The organism is Pseudomonas pergaminensis, from assembly GCF_024112395.2.
In the GTDB taxonomy this organism is placed as follows: Bacteria; Pseudomonadota; Gammaproteobacteria; order Pseudomonadales; family Pseudomonadaceae; genus Aquipseudomonas; species Aquipseudomonas pergaminensis.
In genome coordinates this window covers 2,886,215-2,903,341 of sequence record NZ_CP078013.2, presented here as the reverse complement: position 1 = coordinate 2,903,341, position 17,127 = coordinate 2,886,215, and the positions used below count along the sequence as shown (strand labels likewise).

Here is a 17,127-nt window from a genome sequence, read left to right as displayed (position 1 = left end):
CTTTGCGCGGATGACAAAACTGCGGCCATCTCTAATAAAAACAACATGAGAGCAGCCCCATGTCCGACTCCAACGTTCTTGCGACCCTGGACGGTAACGCGCCGCACCCCGCCGTCGACGCCTTGTGCACCCAGGTGCAACGCGGCGAGATCAACCGTCGCCAATTCCTGCGCACCGCCGCCCTGCTCGGCATCACCGTGGCCAGTGCCTCCAGCTTCATCGGCTCGGCCCTGCTGGGCAACGACGCCCAGGCTGCCGATGGCACGCCGGCCCGACAAGGTGGCAGCCTGCGGTTTGCCTGCGCCATCCAGGAAATCCAGGACCCGATGCTGATCACCTGGATTGAAGCCTCGAACCTGCTGCGCAACTCGCTGGAGTACCTGACCTGGGTCGATGCCGATAACATCACCCACCCTTACCTCGCCGAAAGCTGGAGCCCTTCCGAGGACCTCACCACCTGGACCTTCAACCTGCGCCAGGACGTGAAGTGGAGCAACGGCGACAGCTTCAACGTCGACGACGTGCAGCACAATATCCAACGCTGGATCGCCGCCGATTCCAAGTCGGTCAACCGCACCGCGTTCCAGGACATCAAGGCCTTCGAGAAAGTCAGCGACTACCAGTTCCGCCTGCACCTCAAGCGGCCGATCCTGGCGATCCCGGAGATGCTCAACGCCTTCACCTGCGCCCTCGTGCACCGCAGCTTCAAGGCCGGCGATGACTGGGCCAAGAACCCGCTGGCCACCGGGCCGTTCACGCTGGTGTCGTTTGCGGTGAACAAGCAGGCCACCTTCGCCAAGCGCGCCGATTACTGGGGCAAGCCCGCCAACCTCGACGAACTGCGCTACATCGACATGGGCACCGACGTGTCCACTCACCTCGCCGCCCTGCAAGCCGGGCAGGTCGACGTGCTGTACCGCGTGACCGTGGCCGAACTCGACCTGGCCAAGCGCCTGCCCGGCGCGCAACTGCTGAGCTGTAAATCGGCGCAGACCGTGGTGATGCGCATGGCCTGCGACCAAAAGCCGTTTACCGATGTGCGGGTGCGCAAAGCCGTGGTGCTGTGCGCCGACAACGCCCAGATGCTCAAGGTCGCCTATCGCGGCATGGGCACCCTGGGTGAAGACCATCACGTGGCGCCGTCCCACCCCGAATACTTCCCCCTGCCCAAGCGCGAGCGCGATGTGGCGGCGGCGAAAAAACTGCTGGTCGAGGCCGGCTTTGCCAATGGCCTGGACATTGACCTGATCGTCGGCAACACCCAGGGCCGTTATGAGCAGGACTGCGCGCAGATCCTGCAACAGAACTGCCTGGAAGCCGGCATCCGCATCAACCTCAAGGTCGTTCCCGCCGCGCAGTACTGGCCAATCTGGGACAAGGCCGCGTTCAGCCTCACCTACTGGGCCCATCGCCCGCTCGGGGTGATGTCCCTCGAACTGGCCTATCGCGGCGGCGGTGCCTGGAACGAAAGCCATTACAGCGACCCGGCCTTCGACGCGGCCCTGGACAAGGCCATGGGCATCATCGACCCGAAACAACGTGCGCAGGCCATGCAAAGCGTCGAGCAGATCCTGCAGGACGCGTGCGTGATCGTGCAGCCGTTCTGGGGCGACAAGTTCACCGCCGTGAGCAAAAAGGTGCAGGGCTTCCAGGTGCACCCTTCCGACTTCTATCCCATGGGCAATGTCTGGCTGAGCGCCTGATTTATAAGCGCTGTGACCCCTTCCCTGTCGGAGCATGCACCTGATGGCTCATTTTCTATTGCGCAAACTGCTGATGCTGCTGGCGACCCTGCTGTCGGTGTCGCTGATTGTGTTCCTGGCGCTGGAGCTGAATATCGAGGACGTAGCAATCAACGTCCTCGGCCCCTACTCCGCCGCCGACCAACGCGCGGCGTGGCTGCTGGAACACGGCTACAACCAACCTTTCGTGTGGCGCTACCTGGTGTGGCTCAAGGACTTCGTAAGCGGCGACTGGGGTACCTCGGTGTACTTCCGTGAACCGGTGCTCAAGCTGTTGCTGCCCAACCTGTGGCAAACCTTGACCCTGGCCGGCCTGGCCCTGCTGGTGATGGTTCCGGTAGCGCTGACCCTGGGCGTCCTCGCGGGGATTCGCCAGGGCTCGCCGGTCGACCGGCTGGTGTCGTTCCTGTCGATCGTCACCACCTCGATCCCGGACTTCGCCAGCGCGGTGTTCGTCTCGGCGATCTTTGTGTTCTGGCTCAACTGGCTGCCCGGTGTCAGCAGCATGAGCGACGGTTTCAGCGCGGTGGAACTGGTGCTGCCGCTGATGGTGCTGTGCCTGTTCGGCATCGGCTATCTGGCGCGTATCACTCGCGCCTCGATGGTCGAGGTGATGCAGGCGCCGTACATCCGTACCGCGCGACTCAAGGGCGCGTCCACCCCGCGCATCGTGTTGCGCCATGCGCTGCGCAACGTGCTGATCGCGCCGGTCACGGTGATCATGCTGTACATCCCGTGGCTGTTGTCGAACGTGATCGTGGTGGAGGTGTTTTTCGCCTACAAGGGCTTCGGCTCGCTGCTCTACACCGCGTCGCTGAACCACGATGTCTACCTGATCGAAGCCTGCGCGATGATCAGCGGCGTGGTGGTCGGTATCAGCAAGATCTTCTCGGACCTGGCCTACACCTGGCTCAACCCGCGCATCACCCTGCGCAGTCTCGGCGGAGGCCGCCAATGAACCTGCTCAACGCTTTTAAGCATCCCCTGGCCCTGCTCGGCTTGCTGCTGGTCGGCGGTTGGGTGCTGGTCGCCCTCTGCGCGCCATGGCTGGCGCCCCATGACCCACTGGAAAGCTTCACCCCGCTGCTCTCGCCGATGACCGCCGGGGAAGACGGCGCCCGCTTCCTGCTCGGCACCGACATGATCGGCCGCGACATCCTCTCGCGCCTGATCTGGGGCACGCGCACGGTGCTGTTCTGGTCGATCCTCGCCACCCTCACCGCCTTTGCCGTCGGCATCGCCATGGGCCTGTGCGCCGGTTACTTCAATGGCTGGGTCGACGCAGTGCTGTCCTACGTGGCCGACACCGTGCTGTCGTTCCCGGTGCTGGTGCTGTACATCGTGATCATCATCGCCCTCGGTGCGTCGGCGCTGAATATCCTGATTGCGGTGACCTTCACCAGCGCCCCGGCGATCTTCCGCATCATGCGTGCATTGACCATCGACCTACGCTCGCGCGACTACGTGCTCAGCGCCATCACCCAGGGTGAAGGCTCGCTGCGCATCATGCTGGTGGAGATCCTGCCCAACTGTGGCGGCCCGCTGATCGTCGATTTCTGCCTGCGTATCGGCTACACCGCGATCATGATCGGCGCCCTGGGTTTCCTCGGCCTCGGCCTGCCGCCGCCCACCCCGGACTGGGGCGGCATGATCAACGACGGCCGCGCCATGGCCATTTCCTTTCCGCATTTGGTGATCTTCCCGTGCATCGCCATCTCCACCCTGATGCTCGGCCTGAGCCTGCTCGCCGACGGGCTGGATGAACACGCGCAGCAAGGCGCAAGGAGTTGAACATGAGCCGCCATCAAACCGTGTTGCGGGTCGATAACCTCTCGGTCGAACTGCCAATCGGCGCCGACCGCCGCCACGCCGTGCAGGGCATCAGCCTGGAGGTGCGCAAGGGTGAAATCCTGTGTGTGATCGGCGAGTCCGGCTCGGGCAAATCCGTGCTGTCGGCGGCGATCATGGGCGATTACGCCAAAGGCCTGCGGCATGCCGGGGGCGTGATCGACTTTCTCGGCGAGGATATCTGCACCCTGGACGACGCCCGCCTGCGCGCCCTGCGTGGCAACCGCATCGCGATGATCTTCCAGGAACCCATGGCGGCGCTGAACCCGGCGATTCGCATTGGCAAGCAGGTCGAAGAAATCTTCGACATCCATGCCCCGCAGATGCCCGCCGCCGAGCGCCGTGAACGCATGCTCGCGCTGCTGGAATCCACCCAGCTGCCGGACCCGCCACGCATTGCCAACAGCTTTCCCCATCAGTTGTCCGGCGGCCAATGCCAGCGGGTGGTGATCGCCATGGCGTTGGCGATGAACCCGGACTTGCTGATCGCCGACGAGCCCACCACGGCCCTCGACGTCACCACCCAGGCCCAGGTGCTGAAACTGGTGCGTGACCTGCGTGGACGCGGCCAGCACGGCATTCTGTTTATCACCCATGACTTTGGCGTGGTGGCGCAGATTGCCGACCGTATCGCGGTGATGGAAGGCGGCCGCCTGGTGGAAATCGGCGAGCGTGACCAGGTGCTGAACGCGCCGGGCCATGCCTACACCCGCAAACTCATTGCAGCAGTGCCGGCGCTGCACCCCGAACTGCATGTGCCGAGCGTCGATGGCGAAATGGCCTTGCGCATCGAGCACCTGACCAAGACCTACACCGTCGGCGGCCGCTCGGTGGCGGCGCTGCGCAATGTGTCGCTGAACCTGCCACGGGGCAAGACCCTGGCAATTGTCGGTGAGTCCGGCTCGGGCAAGAGCACGCTGGTCAAGGCGGCGATCCGCCTGGTGGACAGCGACAGCGGCCATGTGTGGGTTGGCGATACCGACTTCCTGGCCCTCAGCGGCGCCGCGCTGGCGGCCAATCGGCGGCGGATCCAGATGATTTTCCAAGACCCGTATGGCTCGTTGAATCCACGCCACCGCGTCGGCGACATCATTGCCCGCGCGGCGCAATTGCGTGGGTTGTCGGCCAAGGACGCCTGGGCCGAGGCCGGCGACTTGCTCGAACAAGTCGGGCTCAAGCGCGACGCTCTGCAGCGCAAGCCCCGGCAGTTTTCCGGTGGCCAGCGCCAACGCATCGGTATTGCCCGCGCCCTGGCGATGCGCCCGCAAGTGCTGATTGCCGATGAGAGCGTCTCGGCGCTGGATGTGTCAGTGCAAAAACAGGTACTGGAATTGCTCGCCGAGCTGCAGCAGCAACTGAACCTGAGCATCCTGTTCATCACCCATGACCTGCGGGTGGCCGCGCAGATCAGCGACCACATCGCGGTCATGCGCCAAGGCGAAGTGGTGGAGTACGGCACCGCCGAGCAGGTACTGCTGCGTCCGCACAATGCCTACACCCAGGCACTGCTGGCGGCGGCGCCGGGTGCGTCCGACCTGCCCGCTGCCGGGCCGCCCTTGCGGCTGATCCGCCCCGCCACGCACTGAGCCCAACCCTTTTCCCCGCGTCGCAGCGTTCGCTGCGGCAACGGGCTGCTGTTGCCCCAAAAAAACTAAAAACGAGAGTAAAACCATGCGACCAACGATGCGCTACTTCACCCTCATCCCCGTGCTCGGCGCCTTGGCGAGCCCGGCCATGGCCGTGCAGGTCACCGACAACCTCGACCTCGGCGGCGCCATCCGTGCGCGCTGGGACTACGACCCGGACCGCGATATCCAGAAGTTCGGCCTGGACACCGTATTCCTCAGCGCCAAGTACAACTCCGACAGCTGGATCGGCGAGGCGCAGTACCGTTTCTACGGGCGTTCGTACCCTTACCAGTACACCAAGAACTACGGCGATATCCAGTTCGCCAAGTTCGCCTGGGTCGGCTACAAGTTCAACCCCGAGCAACAAGTGCAGGTGGGTTTGAACACGGTGCCATTCGGCTTGCAGCCCTACTTCGGCAGCACCTTCTACGAAACCCTGGGCAACGTGATCGGCCTGGAAGACGTGCAGCAGGTCGGCGCAAAGTACGTGCAGCAGACCGGCGACTGGAATATCCAGGCCGGCTATTACCTGCGCCCGGCCTGGCAAGGCAAGGGCACCAGTAAGGGCGTGACCTATTCCAGCGTGGTCTCCGGCGCCGACAGCTATGTGGCCGACGGCAGCGACAACCAGGAACGCAACACGGTGGTGCTGCGCGTGGCCAAGGCCCTGGACCTGGGCGACTGGAAGTCCGAAGTGGGCCTGTCGGGCCTGACCTCGACCCTGGAAAACAAAGACACCGGCAACGACGGCCGCCGCAACGCCGTGGCCATCCACTACCTGGGCAAAAACGGTCCGTGGGGCCTGCAATTGCAGGCGGCACGCCAACAGATGTCGCCGCGCAATGCCGGCACTGACGAAGTGGTGACCCTGGGCGGCTATGACGGCACCTTCAACGTCGCCAGTCGCGGCAACCTCTATGTGGCCGACTTGAGCTACGACGTGGGCGGCAAATACCTGTGGGATCAGGTCAGCGGTGTGAAGCTGTATGCCAACTACAGCGCCTTTGATAAATCTGCCGATGAGTTCAAGACGTCGCAGCGGGTGATCCTCGGCACGTCGTTCTCGTTCAGCAAGTTGTGGATCGCCACCGAGTGGTTGATCGGCAAGAACGACCCGTACATTGGTGGCAGCAGCTATACCCAGAGCCTGGGGGCTGGGGGTAGCAACCAGTGGGAGAATCAGCTGTACATGAACATTGGGTATTACTTCTAACAGGCGTCTTTAGTTCTGACGCTTTCGCGGGCAAGCCCGCTCCCACAGTTTGGATGCATTCCCCTGTGGGAGCGGGCTTGCCCGCGAAGAAGCCAGCACCAACACTCTAAAAATACAGTGTGGAACCCAAACCATGCGCCACCTCCCTGCCCTCACCATGCTGCGCGTCTTCGAAGAGGTCGCCCGCCACCGCAGCTTCAGCCAGGCTGCCGTGGGCCTCAACGTGACCCAGGGTGCGGTCAGCCGGCAGATCAAGCAACTGGAAGACTACCTCGGCGTTGCGCTCTTCATCCGCACCCCTCAAGGGCTGTCCCTCACCGAAGCCGGCTTCGCCCTCTCCCCGCACTTGAGCGACGCCTTCGACCACATCGAGCGCGCCCTGCAAGCCGTGCGCGTGCCCAACCTGCGCCAGCGCCTGCGCGTGGTCGCGCCGCCGACCTGGGCCACGCGCTGGTTATCCGCGCACTTGCGGCGTTTCTGCGAGCGTTATCCGGACATCAACCTCAGCGTCACCCACCAGGCGACCCACGACAGCCTCGCGGAAATCGACTGCCAGATCCGCTTCGGCCTGGCACCGGCGGCCCAGTGCAGCAGCGAACTGCTGGTGATGGAACGCCACATCGCCGTGGCCAGCCCGGAGTTGTTCACCGACGGCCAGCCGCCGGACCTGCGGCGCTCCCCGTTGCTGCACATCCTGCACGACGGCAAACGCTTGAAGGTCTGGGAGAACTGGTTGGCGGCCATGGGCCGGGAGGATATCGATGCCGACCAGGGCCTGGAATTCAGCACCCTTGACCAAGTGATCCATACCGCCCTGGCAGGCGGTGGCTTGGCGGTGATCGACCGGCAGATGATCGAACGGGAATTGGCCAACGGCAGTTTGTTGCCGATCACCCCCGTGGAGGTGATCGGCCCCTATGGCTATTGGCTGGATGTGGCGACGGACAAACAGGGTTTATCCAAGGTGCGGTTGTTTACGCAGTGGCTGGGCCAGGTCAGCAACCCCTGACACCGGGGGCGCCTCGGCCTTGCACGCCTGGCTCAAGGTCAACGCCTTGGTTTCTGGCGCCCAGGCCCAGGAAATGATCGCGCCAAATACCAGGATCGCCGCGAGAATGCCCATGGTCGGGCTCAAGCCGATCCCGGCCACACTCACCGGCAACAGGAAGGTGCTGATCGCCGAGCCCAGGCGACTGACCGCCGTGGCCAGGCCGATGCCACTGGCGCGCACTTCGGTTGGGAAGCTTTCTGCCGGGAATACCCCCACCAGATTGCTCACCGCCGACAGCACCAAGGTAAAGATGCCGAAGGTCAGCACCATCAACCACGCCAGGCTCCCCGGCAACACCGCCAACAGAAACAATGCCGCCGCAAGGATGATGAACGCGTTGATCAAGAAGCCCCGGCGCGAGAACTTCACCGTGCACCAGATACCAATCAGCGCACCGACAATCAGCAGCAGGTTAAGCAGCAACTCGGTGCCAAAGCCCTGGGACAGCCCCATCTTCTGCAGGATCGACGGCAGGAAGGTATAGATCGCGAAATACGGCATGACGATGCACACGAAGAACAAACAATTGAACGCGGTACGCTTGCGGTATTCACGGCTGAACAGCACGCCGTAGCCAGAGCGGGCCTGGGTCGACGGTTCTTCATCCAGCACCACGTGCTCGCCAAGGTGTTTCTTGACGATGGCGCGGGCCTCGGCGATGCGCCCACGGTTGACCAGCCAGCGCGGCGATTCCGGGGTGCCGATGCGCGCGATCAGGATCAAGCCGGCGGGTATTGCCGACGACGCCAGCATCCAGCGCCAGGCATCGTCGCCCAGGCTGAGCATGGCGGTGCCGACAAAGGTCGCGGCCACATAGCCGAAGGTCCAGATCACGCTGAACGAACCGAGCAGCACGCCGCGGTGTTTCTTCGGTGAAAACTCGGCCAGCATGGCGTGGCCGACGCTGAAGTCGCCACCCAGGCCAATGCCGATGAGGATGCGGCAAAGCAGCAGGCCCATGGCCGTTTCGGCGTAGAACTGCATGACCGAGGCCACGGTGATCAGCACAAAGCTGACCAGGAAGATTTTTTGCCGACCGAGGGTGTCGGAGATCCAGCCAAAAAACAGACTGCCCAGGAACAGGCCGATCATGGCCGAGGCGCCGATCAGGCCTTGCCAGAAGGCATCGAGTTGCATCTGTGGGCTCAGTAGGGTGAAGGCGATACCGATCAGGCCGAGGATATAGCCGTCGGTGAAATGCGCGCCGAAGGTCAGGCCGGCGATTTTCAGGTGAAAACGGCCGATCGGCAGGTCGTCGATTTTGATCGATTGAGCAGTCATGGTGTTCTCCTATTGTTGTTCTTGACGGAGTAACGAAAAGCGAACTTTTGTAGCGAGCGGGATGTTGTGGTGAGCGGGCTTGCCCCGCGCTGGGCCGCGCAGCAGCCCCAAAACCTGCCAATGAAGCCTGGCTGGATGACTGAGTTGTCTGAATGAGGGCCGCTTCGCGCCCCTGCGCGGGGCAAGCCCGCTCACCACAGCAAAATCACAGCGGATTAGAGGCCGCCCATCAGCAGGTACTTGATCTCCAGGTAGTCATCCAATCCGTACTTGGAGCCTTCGCGGCCCAGGCCGGATTCCTTGATGCCGCCAAACGGCGCGACTTCGGTGGAGATGATCCCTTCGTTGATACCGACCATGCCGGCTTCCAGGCCTTCGGCCATGCGCCACACGCGGCCGATGTCGCGGCTGTAGAAGTAGGCGGACAAACCGAACGGCGTGTCATTGGCGCGTTGCAGCACGTCGGCTTCGTCCTTGAACCGGAAGCACGCGGCCACCGGGCCAAAGGTTTCTTCCTGGGCGATGAGCATGTCGCCGTGGGCCTCGGTGAGGATGGTCGGTTCGAAGAAGGTGCCGCCCAAGGCATGGCGACGGCCGCCGCACAGCAGCTTCGCGCCCTTCTCCAGGGCATCACCGACATGGGCTTCGACCTTGGCCAGGGCGGCGGCGTTGATCAGTGGGCCTTGCTCGGTGTCGCCGTCCAGGGCGCTGCCGACCCGCATGGCGCCCACTGCCTCTGCCAGTTTGCGGGTGAAGGCCTCGTACACGTCGTCCTGGATAAAGAAGCGGTTGACGCACACACAAGTCTGCCCGGTGTTGCGGAATTTGGAGGCCATGGCGCCTTTGACGGCGGCGTCGAGGTCGGCGTCGTCAAACACGATAAACGGCGCGTTGCCGCCCAGCTCCAGGGAGACCTTTTTCAGCGTGTCGGCCGCCTGGCGCATCAGCAGCTTGCCGGTGCGGGTGGAACCGGTGAACGACAGCTTGCGCACCACGCTGGAGGCTTGCAGCGCACCGCCAATCGCCACGGCGTCGCCGGAGACGATGTTGAAGACGCCGGCCGGAATTCCCGCCTGTTCGGCCAGCACCGCCAGGGCAAACGCCGACAAGGGCGTCTCTTCCGATGGCTTGAGGATCATGGTGCACCCCGCCGCCAGCGCCGGGCCGACCTTGCGGGTGACCATGGCCAGGGGGAAGTTCCACGGTGTGATCGCCGCGACCACACCGATGGCTTCCTTGACCACGATGATGCGTGCATCCGCCTTGTGGCTCGGGATCACGTCACCATAGGCGCGCTTGGCTTCTTCGCCGAACCACTCCAGGAAGCTCGCGGCGTAGACCACTTCGCCCATGGCCTCGGCCAGCGGCTTGCCCTGTTCCAGGCTGAGCAGGTGCGCCAGGTCCTGCTGGTTGCTGAGCATCAGCTCGCTCCAGCGCTTGAGGCGCTGGCTGCGTTCCTTGGCGGTGAGCTTGCGCCAGGCCGGCAACGCGCGGTTGGCGGCGTCGATGGCCAGGTTGGTTTCTTCGGCGGTGGCGCGCTGTACCTCAGTAATCAGCGCGCCATTGGCCGGGTTAAGCACCGGGTAGGTCGGCCCACCGCTCGACCATTGGCCATCGATGTAGTTGCCATTGCGGATCAGCGGGTTCATGCCACGGCCTCGATCAGGTTGAAACGGTCCAGGCCCGGGCGGGCCGCACGCAGGATGCGCTTGCCGGCGGTGTAGTCGTTGATCACATCGCACGGGGTGTAGTTGCGTTCCAGCTCGTGCAGCTCCTCGGCATCCAGTTGGGTGTCGAGGGCTGCCAGGGCGCTGTCGAATTGCTCGGTGGTGTCGGCACCGACCAGCATCACATCGACGCCTGGGTGGTTGGCGACCCAGGCCTGGGCGATCTGTGCGTTGGAGACGCCACGGCCGCGGGCCACGCGTTGCACCGAGTGGGCGATGTCGAACGAGGCCTGGTCGCTGTACATCTGCTGGGTGAAGAAGTCGGTCTGGTTGCGGGTCGATTGCACCTCGCCGGTAAGCAAGCCACGGGCCAGCGGGCTGAACACCGAGACGCCCAGGCCCTGGTCGCGGCAGAACGGGATCATCTCGCGCTCTTCTTCGCGGTAGGCGCAATTCAGTTGCAGCTGCATATTGATCGGCTTGACCCAGCCATTGCGCTCGCAGGCCATGAGGATTTTCGCCAACTGGCCGGTGAGCATGGTCGACACGCCGATGTAGCGCGCCTTGCCGGAACGCACGATGTCGTTCAATGCGCTCATGGTTTCTTCCACGGGGGTGTTCACGTCGAAGTAATGCAACATGAACACGTCGACGTAATCCATGCCCAGGCGGCTCAGGGACGCGTCGATGCTGTCCATGATGTGCTTGCGCGAATGCCCGCTGGCGTTGATACCGCTGCGGGTGCCGTAGCCGACCTTGGTGGTGACCACGATGTCGTCACGCCGCGCCACGCGCTTGAGGATGCGCCCTACCACTTCCTCGCCGACGCCGGCGGAATAGAAGTCGGCCAGGTCGATGAAGTTGACACCGTTGTCCAGCGCGTGGGCGACGATGGGCTCACTTTGCTTTTCGTCGAAGATCCACGGTTTCCAATCCGGGGTGCCCATGTTCATGGTGCCCAGGCACAGGCGCGAGACTTGCAGGCCGGAATTGCCCAAACGAACGTATTGCATGGGAATCTCCTCAGGCCTTGGGCGTGTAGAAAGGGTTGCTGATGTGGTTGACCACATCCGCCAGTTGCGCGGTGAACGGCGTGCCGGTCAGGGCGGCACGGATCGCGGTGCGGCAGGCGTTGTAGTTGTTCAGGTAGACGGCGTCGAGGTCATCGCAGGCGGGGTTGACCCAGTTGGCGGTGACAATGGCCCACTCGTCTTCGGCCTCGGCCGGCAAGGTGCCGTCGAGCAAGGCTTCAAGCACCGCCTTGGCGATGCCGGCCTGGGACGCGCCCCAGGTGGCGTTGCCGTGCAGGTCGCTGCTGATTGCGGCCTTGTTGACATACAGGGTCATGGGCTTGACCGGGATGTTCGGCTGGGCAATTACCATGAACGGGCAATGTCCCTGGCTGGGGGAAGCGAGGCTGTTGGCGAACGCCTGGCCGGCCGGGCCGTTGCGTGGACCGATCAGGATGTTGATATGGGCCGCGTTGACGCCCGGGCCTTCGAAACCTTCGCCGATGTAGAGATCCAGTGTTTTCATTGCGCAAACGCTCTTTGTTGTTATGGGGAGCTGGTTGGCAAATTTTTAGCACTGGCGCTGAGGGCGGGCGTAACCATTAAAAGTCATGGGGCTGTGAGTTTTGCTCATACCCCTGCGACATCGGCGGCGGTCTTGTGCGTTGACCATCGTAGTTACACACCATATAGTGTGCCAACAAACAGAACAGACCACTACATAGTGTGCAGAATCGATATTTACCGACCACACTACGCGCAGTATTTCAATGCCTAGTAGCCTGCAAATTGCATATTTTTGGACGGGTTCACACGCCGTCAGAACAGACCAGGAAGGAGTATTTCAATGCTGAGTTGGGATGAAGTCGACAACGAAGACACCGGTGCAGCGGTGATCAAGGGCGCCAACGCCGGCCACGCCAGTGAAGCCAACATGGACCGTCTCGACGGTGCCGGCGCCGCCGCTGCGCTGGAAGCCCGTAACGTGACCGCCAACGACTCCGCCGCGATCATCCGCGCCAAGGCCGCCCTCGACAAACTCGACGTCGCCGAAGGCCTCGCCGAGCTGGAAGGCTCCGCCGCCCGTGTCGCCGTTGACGAAAAGCGCATGATCAACTGCCGCGCCGACCTCAACCAGCTCGTACCCTTCAAGTACGACTGGGCCTGGCAAAAGTACCTCGACGGCTGCGCCAACCACTGGATGCCGCAAGAGGTCAACATGACCGCCGACATCGCGCTGTGGAAAAACCCCGAAGGCCTGACCGACGACGAACGTCGCATCGTCATGCGCAACCTCGGCTTCTTCTCCACCGCCGACTCCCTGGTCGCCAATAACCTGGTGCTGGCCGTGTACCGCCTGATCACCAACCCGGAGTGCCGCCAGTACATCCTGCGCCAGGCCTTCGAGGAAGCGATCCACACCCACGCCTACCAGTACTGCATCGAATCGTTGGCCATGGATGAAGGCGAGATCTTCAACATGTACCACGAGATCCCATCGGTCGCCAAAAAGGCCGCCTGGGGCCTGAAGTACACCCGTTCGATCTCCGATCCGAAGTTCGAAACCGGCACCGTCGAGACCGACAAAGAGCTGCTGCGCAACCTGGTCGCCTACTACTGCGTCCTGGAAGGCATCTTCTTCTACTGCGGCTTCACCCAGATCCTGTCCATGGGCCGTCGCAACAAAATGACCGGCGTCGCCGAGCAGTTCCAGTACATCCTGCGTGACGAGTCGATGCACCTGAACTTCGGTATCGACGTGATCAACCAGATCAAGATCGAAAACCCACACCTGTGGGATGCCGAGATGAAGGAAGAAGCGACCCAGATGATCCTGCAAGGGACTCAACTGGAGATCGAATACGCGCGCGACACCATGCCGCGCGGCGTGCTGGGGATGAACGCGGCGATGATGGAGGATTACCTCAAGTTCATCGCCAACCGTCGTCTGTCGCAGATTGGCTTGAAGGAAGAGTATCCGGGGACGACTAACCCGTTCCCGTGGATGAGCGAGATCATGGACTTGAAGAAAGAGAAAAACTTCTTCGAAACCCGTGTAATCGAATACCAGACTGGCGGCGCGCTGAGCTGGGATTAATCAACGACACAGACCTAACTGTGGGAGCGGGCTTGCTCGCGAAAGCGGTGTATCAGTTACCAGATTTATCAACTGACACTCTGCATTCGCGAGCAAGCCCGCTCCCACATTGGGTCTGCGGTGTTTTACAGACTTTGCAAATTGCCACTTATGCCCAATCAAACCATCAAAACCCCCTGCGTCGGCCTGTGCTCCACCGTTTACGGGGACCTGGTCTGTCGGGGTTGCAAGCGTTACCACCACGAAGTGATCCAGTGGAACGGCTACAACGCCGAGGAAAAACAGGCAGTGTGGCTGCGCCTGGAGCACTTGCTGGTGCAGGTGATGGCCAGCAAGCTGGAGGTGTTTGACGCGCACCTGCTGCGCCAGCAACTGGAAAATCGCAAGATCCGCTTTATGCCGCACCAGTCCCCGTATTGCTGGGCCTACCAGTTAATCGCACGGGGCGCGCGGGTGATCTCCAAGCTGGATGCGTATGGGCTGGCATTGCTGCCGGAGTTTCGTGAGCGCAGCCTGGCGGATTTGCGTGATGCGATTGACCGGGAGTTCTTCCTCTTGTCCGAAGCGCATTACGAACGGTACATCGCCCCCGGCTTCCTGAAGGAAGCGTTCGGGCCCGCCCTGATCGCCACTGTCTAAAAACACCACAAGCTCCATGTGGGAGCGGGCTTGCTCGCGAAATCAGTGAGCCCGTCAATACATCTGTTGCCTGAGCCACTGCATTCGCGAGCAAGCCCGCTCCCACATTTGGATGTGCGCCAGTCAGCGCGTCCAGGAGGCTTCGCGTTCTGCTTGCAGGCCATAGCGTTCGATCGCCTGTTGGCACACCTGCGGCGGCAGGCTGCCCTGCTCCACCAGCGCCGTCAGCGCTGCCAGCACCAGGTGATGGCGATCCACCTCGAAGAAATCCCGCAACGCCGCCCGCGTATCACTGCGGCCAAAACCATCGGTGCCCAGTACCGTGTAGCGCGAATCCAGGTACGAGCCGATCATCTGCGGCACTGCCCGCACATAGTCGGACACCGCCACCACCGGCGCGCCGCTGGGCAGGCACTCATTCACATGACTAACCCGTGCGACCGCCTGCGGATGCAAGCGATTCCACCGCTCCACCTCCCGTGCGTCCCGTGCCAGTTCGCTGAAACTGGTGACACTGAACACCTCGCTCGCCACCTGCCAGTCCTCCGCCAGCAACTGCGCAGCTGCCTGGGCCTCACGCACCAGCGTGCCGGAACCCAGCAGGCGCACCTGGGCGTCGGCGGTGCCTTGCAGGCGGTACATGCCTTTGATGATCGCTGCTTCAACCCCGTCTGGCAGGCTGGGCTGCGGGTAGTTTTCGTTCATCAGCGTCACGTAGTAAAACTCGTCCACATCATGCTCCAGCATCTGGCGCATGCCGTGGTCGAGGATCACCGCGAATTCCCCGGCGAACGCCGGGTCGTAGGCGCGGCAATTGGGCACGGTGGCGGCGGTGAGATGGCTGCTGCCGTCCTGATGCTGCAAGCCTTCGCCGCCCAGGGTGGTGCGCCCGGCGGTGGCGCCGAGCAGGAAGCCACGGGCGCGCTGGTCGGCGGCGGCCCAGATCAGGTCGCCCACGCGCTGGAAGCCGAACATCGAGTAATAGATGTAGAACGGCAACATGCGTAGGCCATGCACCGAGTAACTGGTGGCCGCCGCAACCCAGGAGCTGATGGCGCTGGCTTCGCTGATACCCTCCTCCAGGATTTGCCCGTCGGTGGCTTCGCGGTAGCTGAGGATCGAGCCGATGTCTTCCGGCTCGTAACGCTGGCCGACGCTGGAATAAATGCCGATCTGCTTGAACAGGTTGGCCATGCCAAAGGTGCGCGCTTCATCGGCGACGATGGGCACGATGCGCGGGCCCAGGGCTTTGTCCTTGAGCAGGTTGGTGAGCATGCGCACAAAGGCCATGGTGGTGGACATTTCCTTGCCGTCGGCGGCGGTGGCAAAACCGGCGTAGCCCGACACCGCCGGCACACTCACGGGCGCGGCGACCGGGCTGCGGCTGGGCACATAGCCGCCCAACGCCTGGCGCCGCTGGTGCAGGTAGCGTAATTCCAGGCTGTCCGGCGCGGGTTTGAAGAAGTTCAGGGATTCGGTCTGTTCATCGCTCAGCGGCAATTGGAAGCGATTGCGGAAGGCGATCAACGCGTCGCGGTCGAGTTTCTTCTGCTGGTGGGTGGTCATCTTGCCCTGCCCGGCTTCGCCCATGCCGAAACCCTTTTTGGTCTGGGCCAGGATCACCGTGGGCTTGCCCTTGACCCGACGCGCCGCGTGATAGGCCGCGTGGATCTTGACCATGTCGTGGCCGCCACGCTTGAGGCGGTCGATCTGCTCATCGCTCATGCCCTCGACCAGCCGGGCCAGCGATTCACTCTGGCCGAAGAAGTGCTGGCGGTTGTAGGCGCCGTCCTTGGCGGCGAAGGTCTGGAATTGGCCGTCGACGGTGTTGGACAACGTCTCGGCCAGCACGCCGTCCGTGTCCTTGGCCAGCAAGGCGTCCCAGTCCGAGCCCCAGACCAGCTTGATCACGTTCCAGCCCGCGCCGGCAAACAAGGCTTCCAGTTCATCGATGATGCGCCCGTTGCCACGCACCGGGCCGTCAAGGCGTTGCAGGTTGCAGTTGACCACCCAAGTGAGGTTGTCCAGGCCTTCGCGGGCGGCCAGGGTCAGGGCTGACATGCTTTCCGGTTCGTCCATCTCGCCGTCGCCGAATACGCCCCAGACGTGGCGGTCGGTGGTGTCCTGCAAGCCGCGATGCTGCAGGTAGCGCATGAAGCGCGCCTGGAAAATCGAACTGATCGGACCAATGCCCATGGACCCGGTGGGGAACTGCCAGAAGTCCGGCATCAGCCATGGGTGCGGGTAGCTCGACAGGCCACGTGCGCCGACGGCCGGCCCACCGATCTCCTGGCGGTAGTGGGCCAGGTCGTTTTCGCTCAAGCGCCCCTCAAGAAACGCACGGGCATAAATGCCGGGGGCGGAATGCGGCTGGTAGAACACCAGGTCGCCGCCAAACCCATCGTGCCGGGCACGAAAAAAGTGGTTGAAGCCCACTTCGAACAAATCCGCCGCGCTGGCATAACTGGCGATATGCCCACCGAGTTCACCGTAGGCCTGGTTGGCGCGCACCACCATGGCCAGCGCATTCCAGCGTACCAGCGAGGCCAGGCGCTCTTCGGTGGCGAGGTCGCCGGGGAACGCCGGTTGCTGCTCCACGCTGATGCTATTGATGTACGGCGTGCCGTGGCGCGGTTTCCAGTCGATGTGCGCAGCGCTGGCGTCTTCGGCCAGCAGGTCGAGGATCTGTCGCGCCCGCGCCGGGCCGGCATTGGCGACCAGCGATGCCAGGGCGTCGCGCCATTCATCCAGTTCTTGCTGATCAGTCACTGCACGTGTGAAACCGTTCATGGGCACCTCCGGGCTTTTTTTCCAGTTTATGTCGGTGCCTGAGGATTTTTTGCCTGTTATCCGGCGCCACAAGCTGAATTTTGAGCATGAATCACTGCCATTCGGCCTTTTCCCAGCACGTTGTGCTCAAGCACCCGTTCCTCTCGCAATTGTGTTTAAA

Annotated in this window: 13 protein-coding genes; 8 read left to right on the top strand and 5 right to left on the bottom strand. The window is 62.9% G+C overall.

All coding sequences use genetic code 11. The features are described 5' to 3' along the window. Positions 1–59 precede the first annotated feature (59 nt). The 6 genes from KUA23_RS13165 (at position 60) to KUA23_RS13140 (ending at position 7,440) form a co-directional block, all read left to right on the top strand. Entirely contained in the window at positions 60–1,703 is a 1,644-nt protein-coding gene (locus tag KUA23_RS13165; RefSeq protein ID WP_252994092.1) for an ABC transporter substrate-binding protein, read from the top strand. Positions 1,704–1,746: 43 nt separating this feature from the next. Next, on the top strand, positions 1,747–2,700 hold the full coding sequence (locus KUA23_RS13160; RefSeq protein ID WP_099493384.1) for an ABC transporter permease: 954 nt from the start codon (positions 1,747–1,749) through the stop codon (positions 2,698–2,700). Continuing rightward, positions 2,697–3,533 (top strand): ABC transporter permease, encoded by an 837-nt coding sequence (locus KUA23_RS13155; RefSeq protein ID WP_078048214.1) that lies wholly within the window; start codon positions 2,697–2,699, stop codon positions 3,531–3,533. The genes KUA23_RS13160 and KUA23_RS13155 overlap by 4 nt, the downstream gene beginning before the upstream one ends. Before the next feature lie 2 nt (positions 3,534–3,535). After that, positions 3,536–5,176 carry a dipeptide ABC transporter ATP-binding protein gene (locus KUA23_RS13150; RefSeq protein WP_252994091.1) on the top strand — a complete coding sequence of 547 codons (1,641 nt, stop codon included), beginning with the start codon at positions 3,536–3,538 and terminating at the stop codon, positions 5,174–5,176. Between the two features lie 85 nt (positions 5,177–5,261). Next, a complete protein-coding gene (locus KUA23_RS13145; RefSeq protein WP_078048212.1) occupies positions 5,262–6,431 on the top strand; it encodes a hypothetical protein in 1,170 nt (389 codons plus the stop codon). Positions 6,432–6,564: 133 nt separating this feature from the next. Next, positions 6,565–7,440: a LysR substrate-binding domain-containing protein gene (locus tag KUA23_RS13140; protein WP_252994090.1), complete on the top strand. Its 876-nt coding sequence runs from the start codon at positions 6,565–6,567 to the stop codon at positions 7,438–7,440. Here the strand turns inward: KUA23_RS13140 and KUA23_RS13135 are convergent. The 4 genes from KUA23_RS13135 to fae form a co-directional block, all read right to left on the bottom strand. Next, complete coding sequence (locus KUA23_RS13135) at positions 7,387–8,763, bottom strand: MFS transporter (protein WP_252994089.1); 1,377 nt, start codon at positions 8,761–8,763, stop codon at positions 7,387–7,389. The two genes, KUA23_RS13140 and KUA23_RS13135, sit on opposite strands and share 54 nt — an antisense overlap. Positions 8,764–8,978: 215 nt before the next feature. Beyond that, positions 8,979–10,412 (bottom strand): NAD-dependent succinate-semialdehyde dehydrogenase, encoded by a 1,434-nt coding sequence (locus KUA23_RS13130; RefSeq protein ID WP_214497680.1) that lies wholly within the window; start codon positions 10,410–10,412, stop codon positions 8,979–8,981. Next, complete coding sequence (locus KUA23_RS13125; RefSeq protein WP_252994088.1) at positions 10,409–11,443, bottom strand: aldo/keto reductase; 1,035 nt, start codon at positions 11,441–11,443, stop codon at positions 10,409–10,411. The genes KUA23_RS13130 and KUA23_RS13125 overlap by 4 nt, the downstream gene beginning before the upstream one ends. A 10-nt stretch (positions 11,444–11,453) precedes the next feature. After that, positions 11,454–11,966, bottom strand: coding sequence for a formaldehyde-activating enzyme (fae, locus tag KUA23_RS13120; protein ID WP_099493383.1), 513 nt, complete (start codon positions 11,964–11,966; stop codon positions 11,454–11,456). A gap of 321 nt (positions 11,967–12,287) precedes the next feature. On the opposite strand from fae, the gene KUA23_RS13115 reads away from it, so the two are divergent. Continuing rightward, the gene (locus KUA23_RS13115; protein ID WP_005788524.1) at positions 12,288–13,538 is read left to right on the top strand and encodes a ribonucleotide-diphosphate reductase subunit beta; all 1,251 of its coding nucleotides are present in this window, start codon (positions 12,288–12,290) and stop codon (positions 13,536–13,538) included. 150 nt (positions 13,539–13,688) lie between these two features. Beyond that, positions 13,689–14,177 (top strand): DUF1289 domain-containing protein, encoded by a 489-nt coding sequence (locus tag KUA23_RS13110; RefSeq protein WP_078048206.1) that lies wholly within the window; start codon positions 13,689–13,691, stop codon positions 14,175–14,177. A gap of 123 nt (positions 14,178–14,300) precedes the next feature. Here the strand turns inward: KUA23_RS13110 and mdeB are convergent, their stop codons facing one another. After that, entirely contained in the window at positions 14,301–16,967 is a 2,667-nt protein-coding gene (gene mdeB / locus KUA23_RS13105; RefSeq protein WP_252994087.1) for an alpha-ketoglutarate dehydrogenase, read from the bottom strand. Positions 16,968–17,127: the final 160 nt, after the last annotated feature.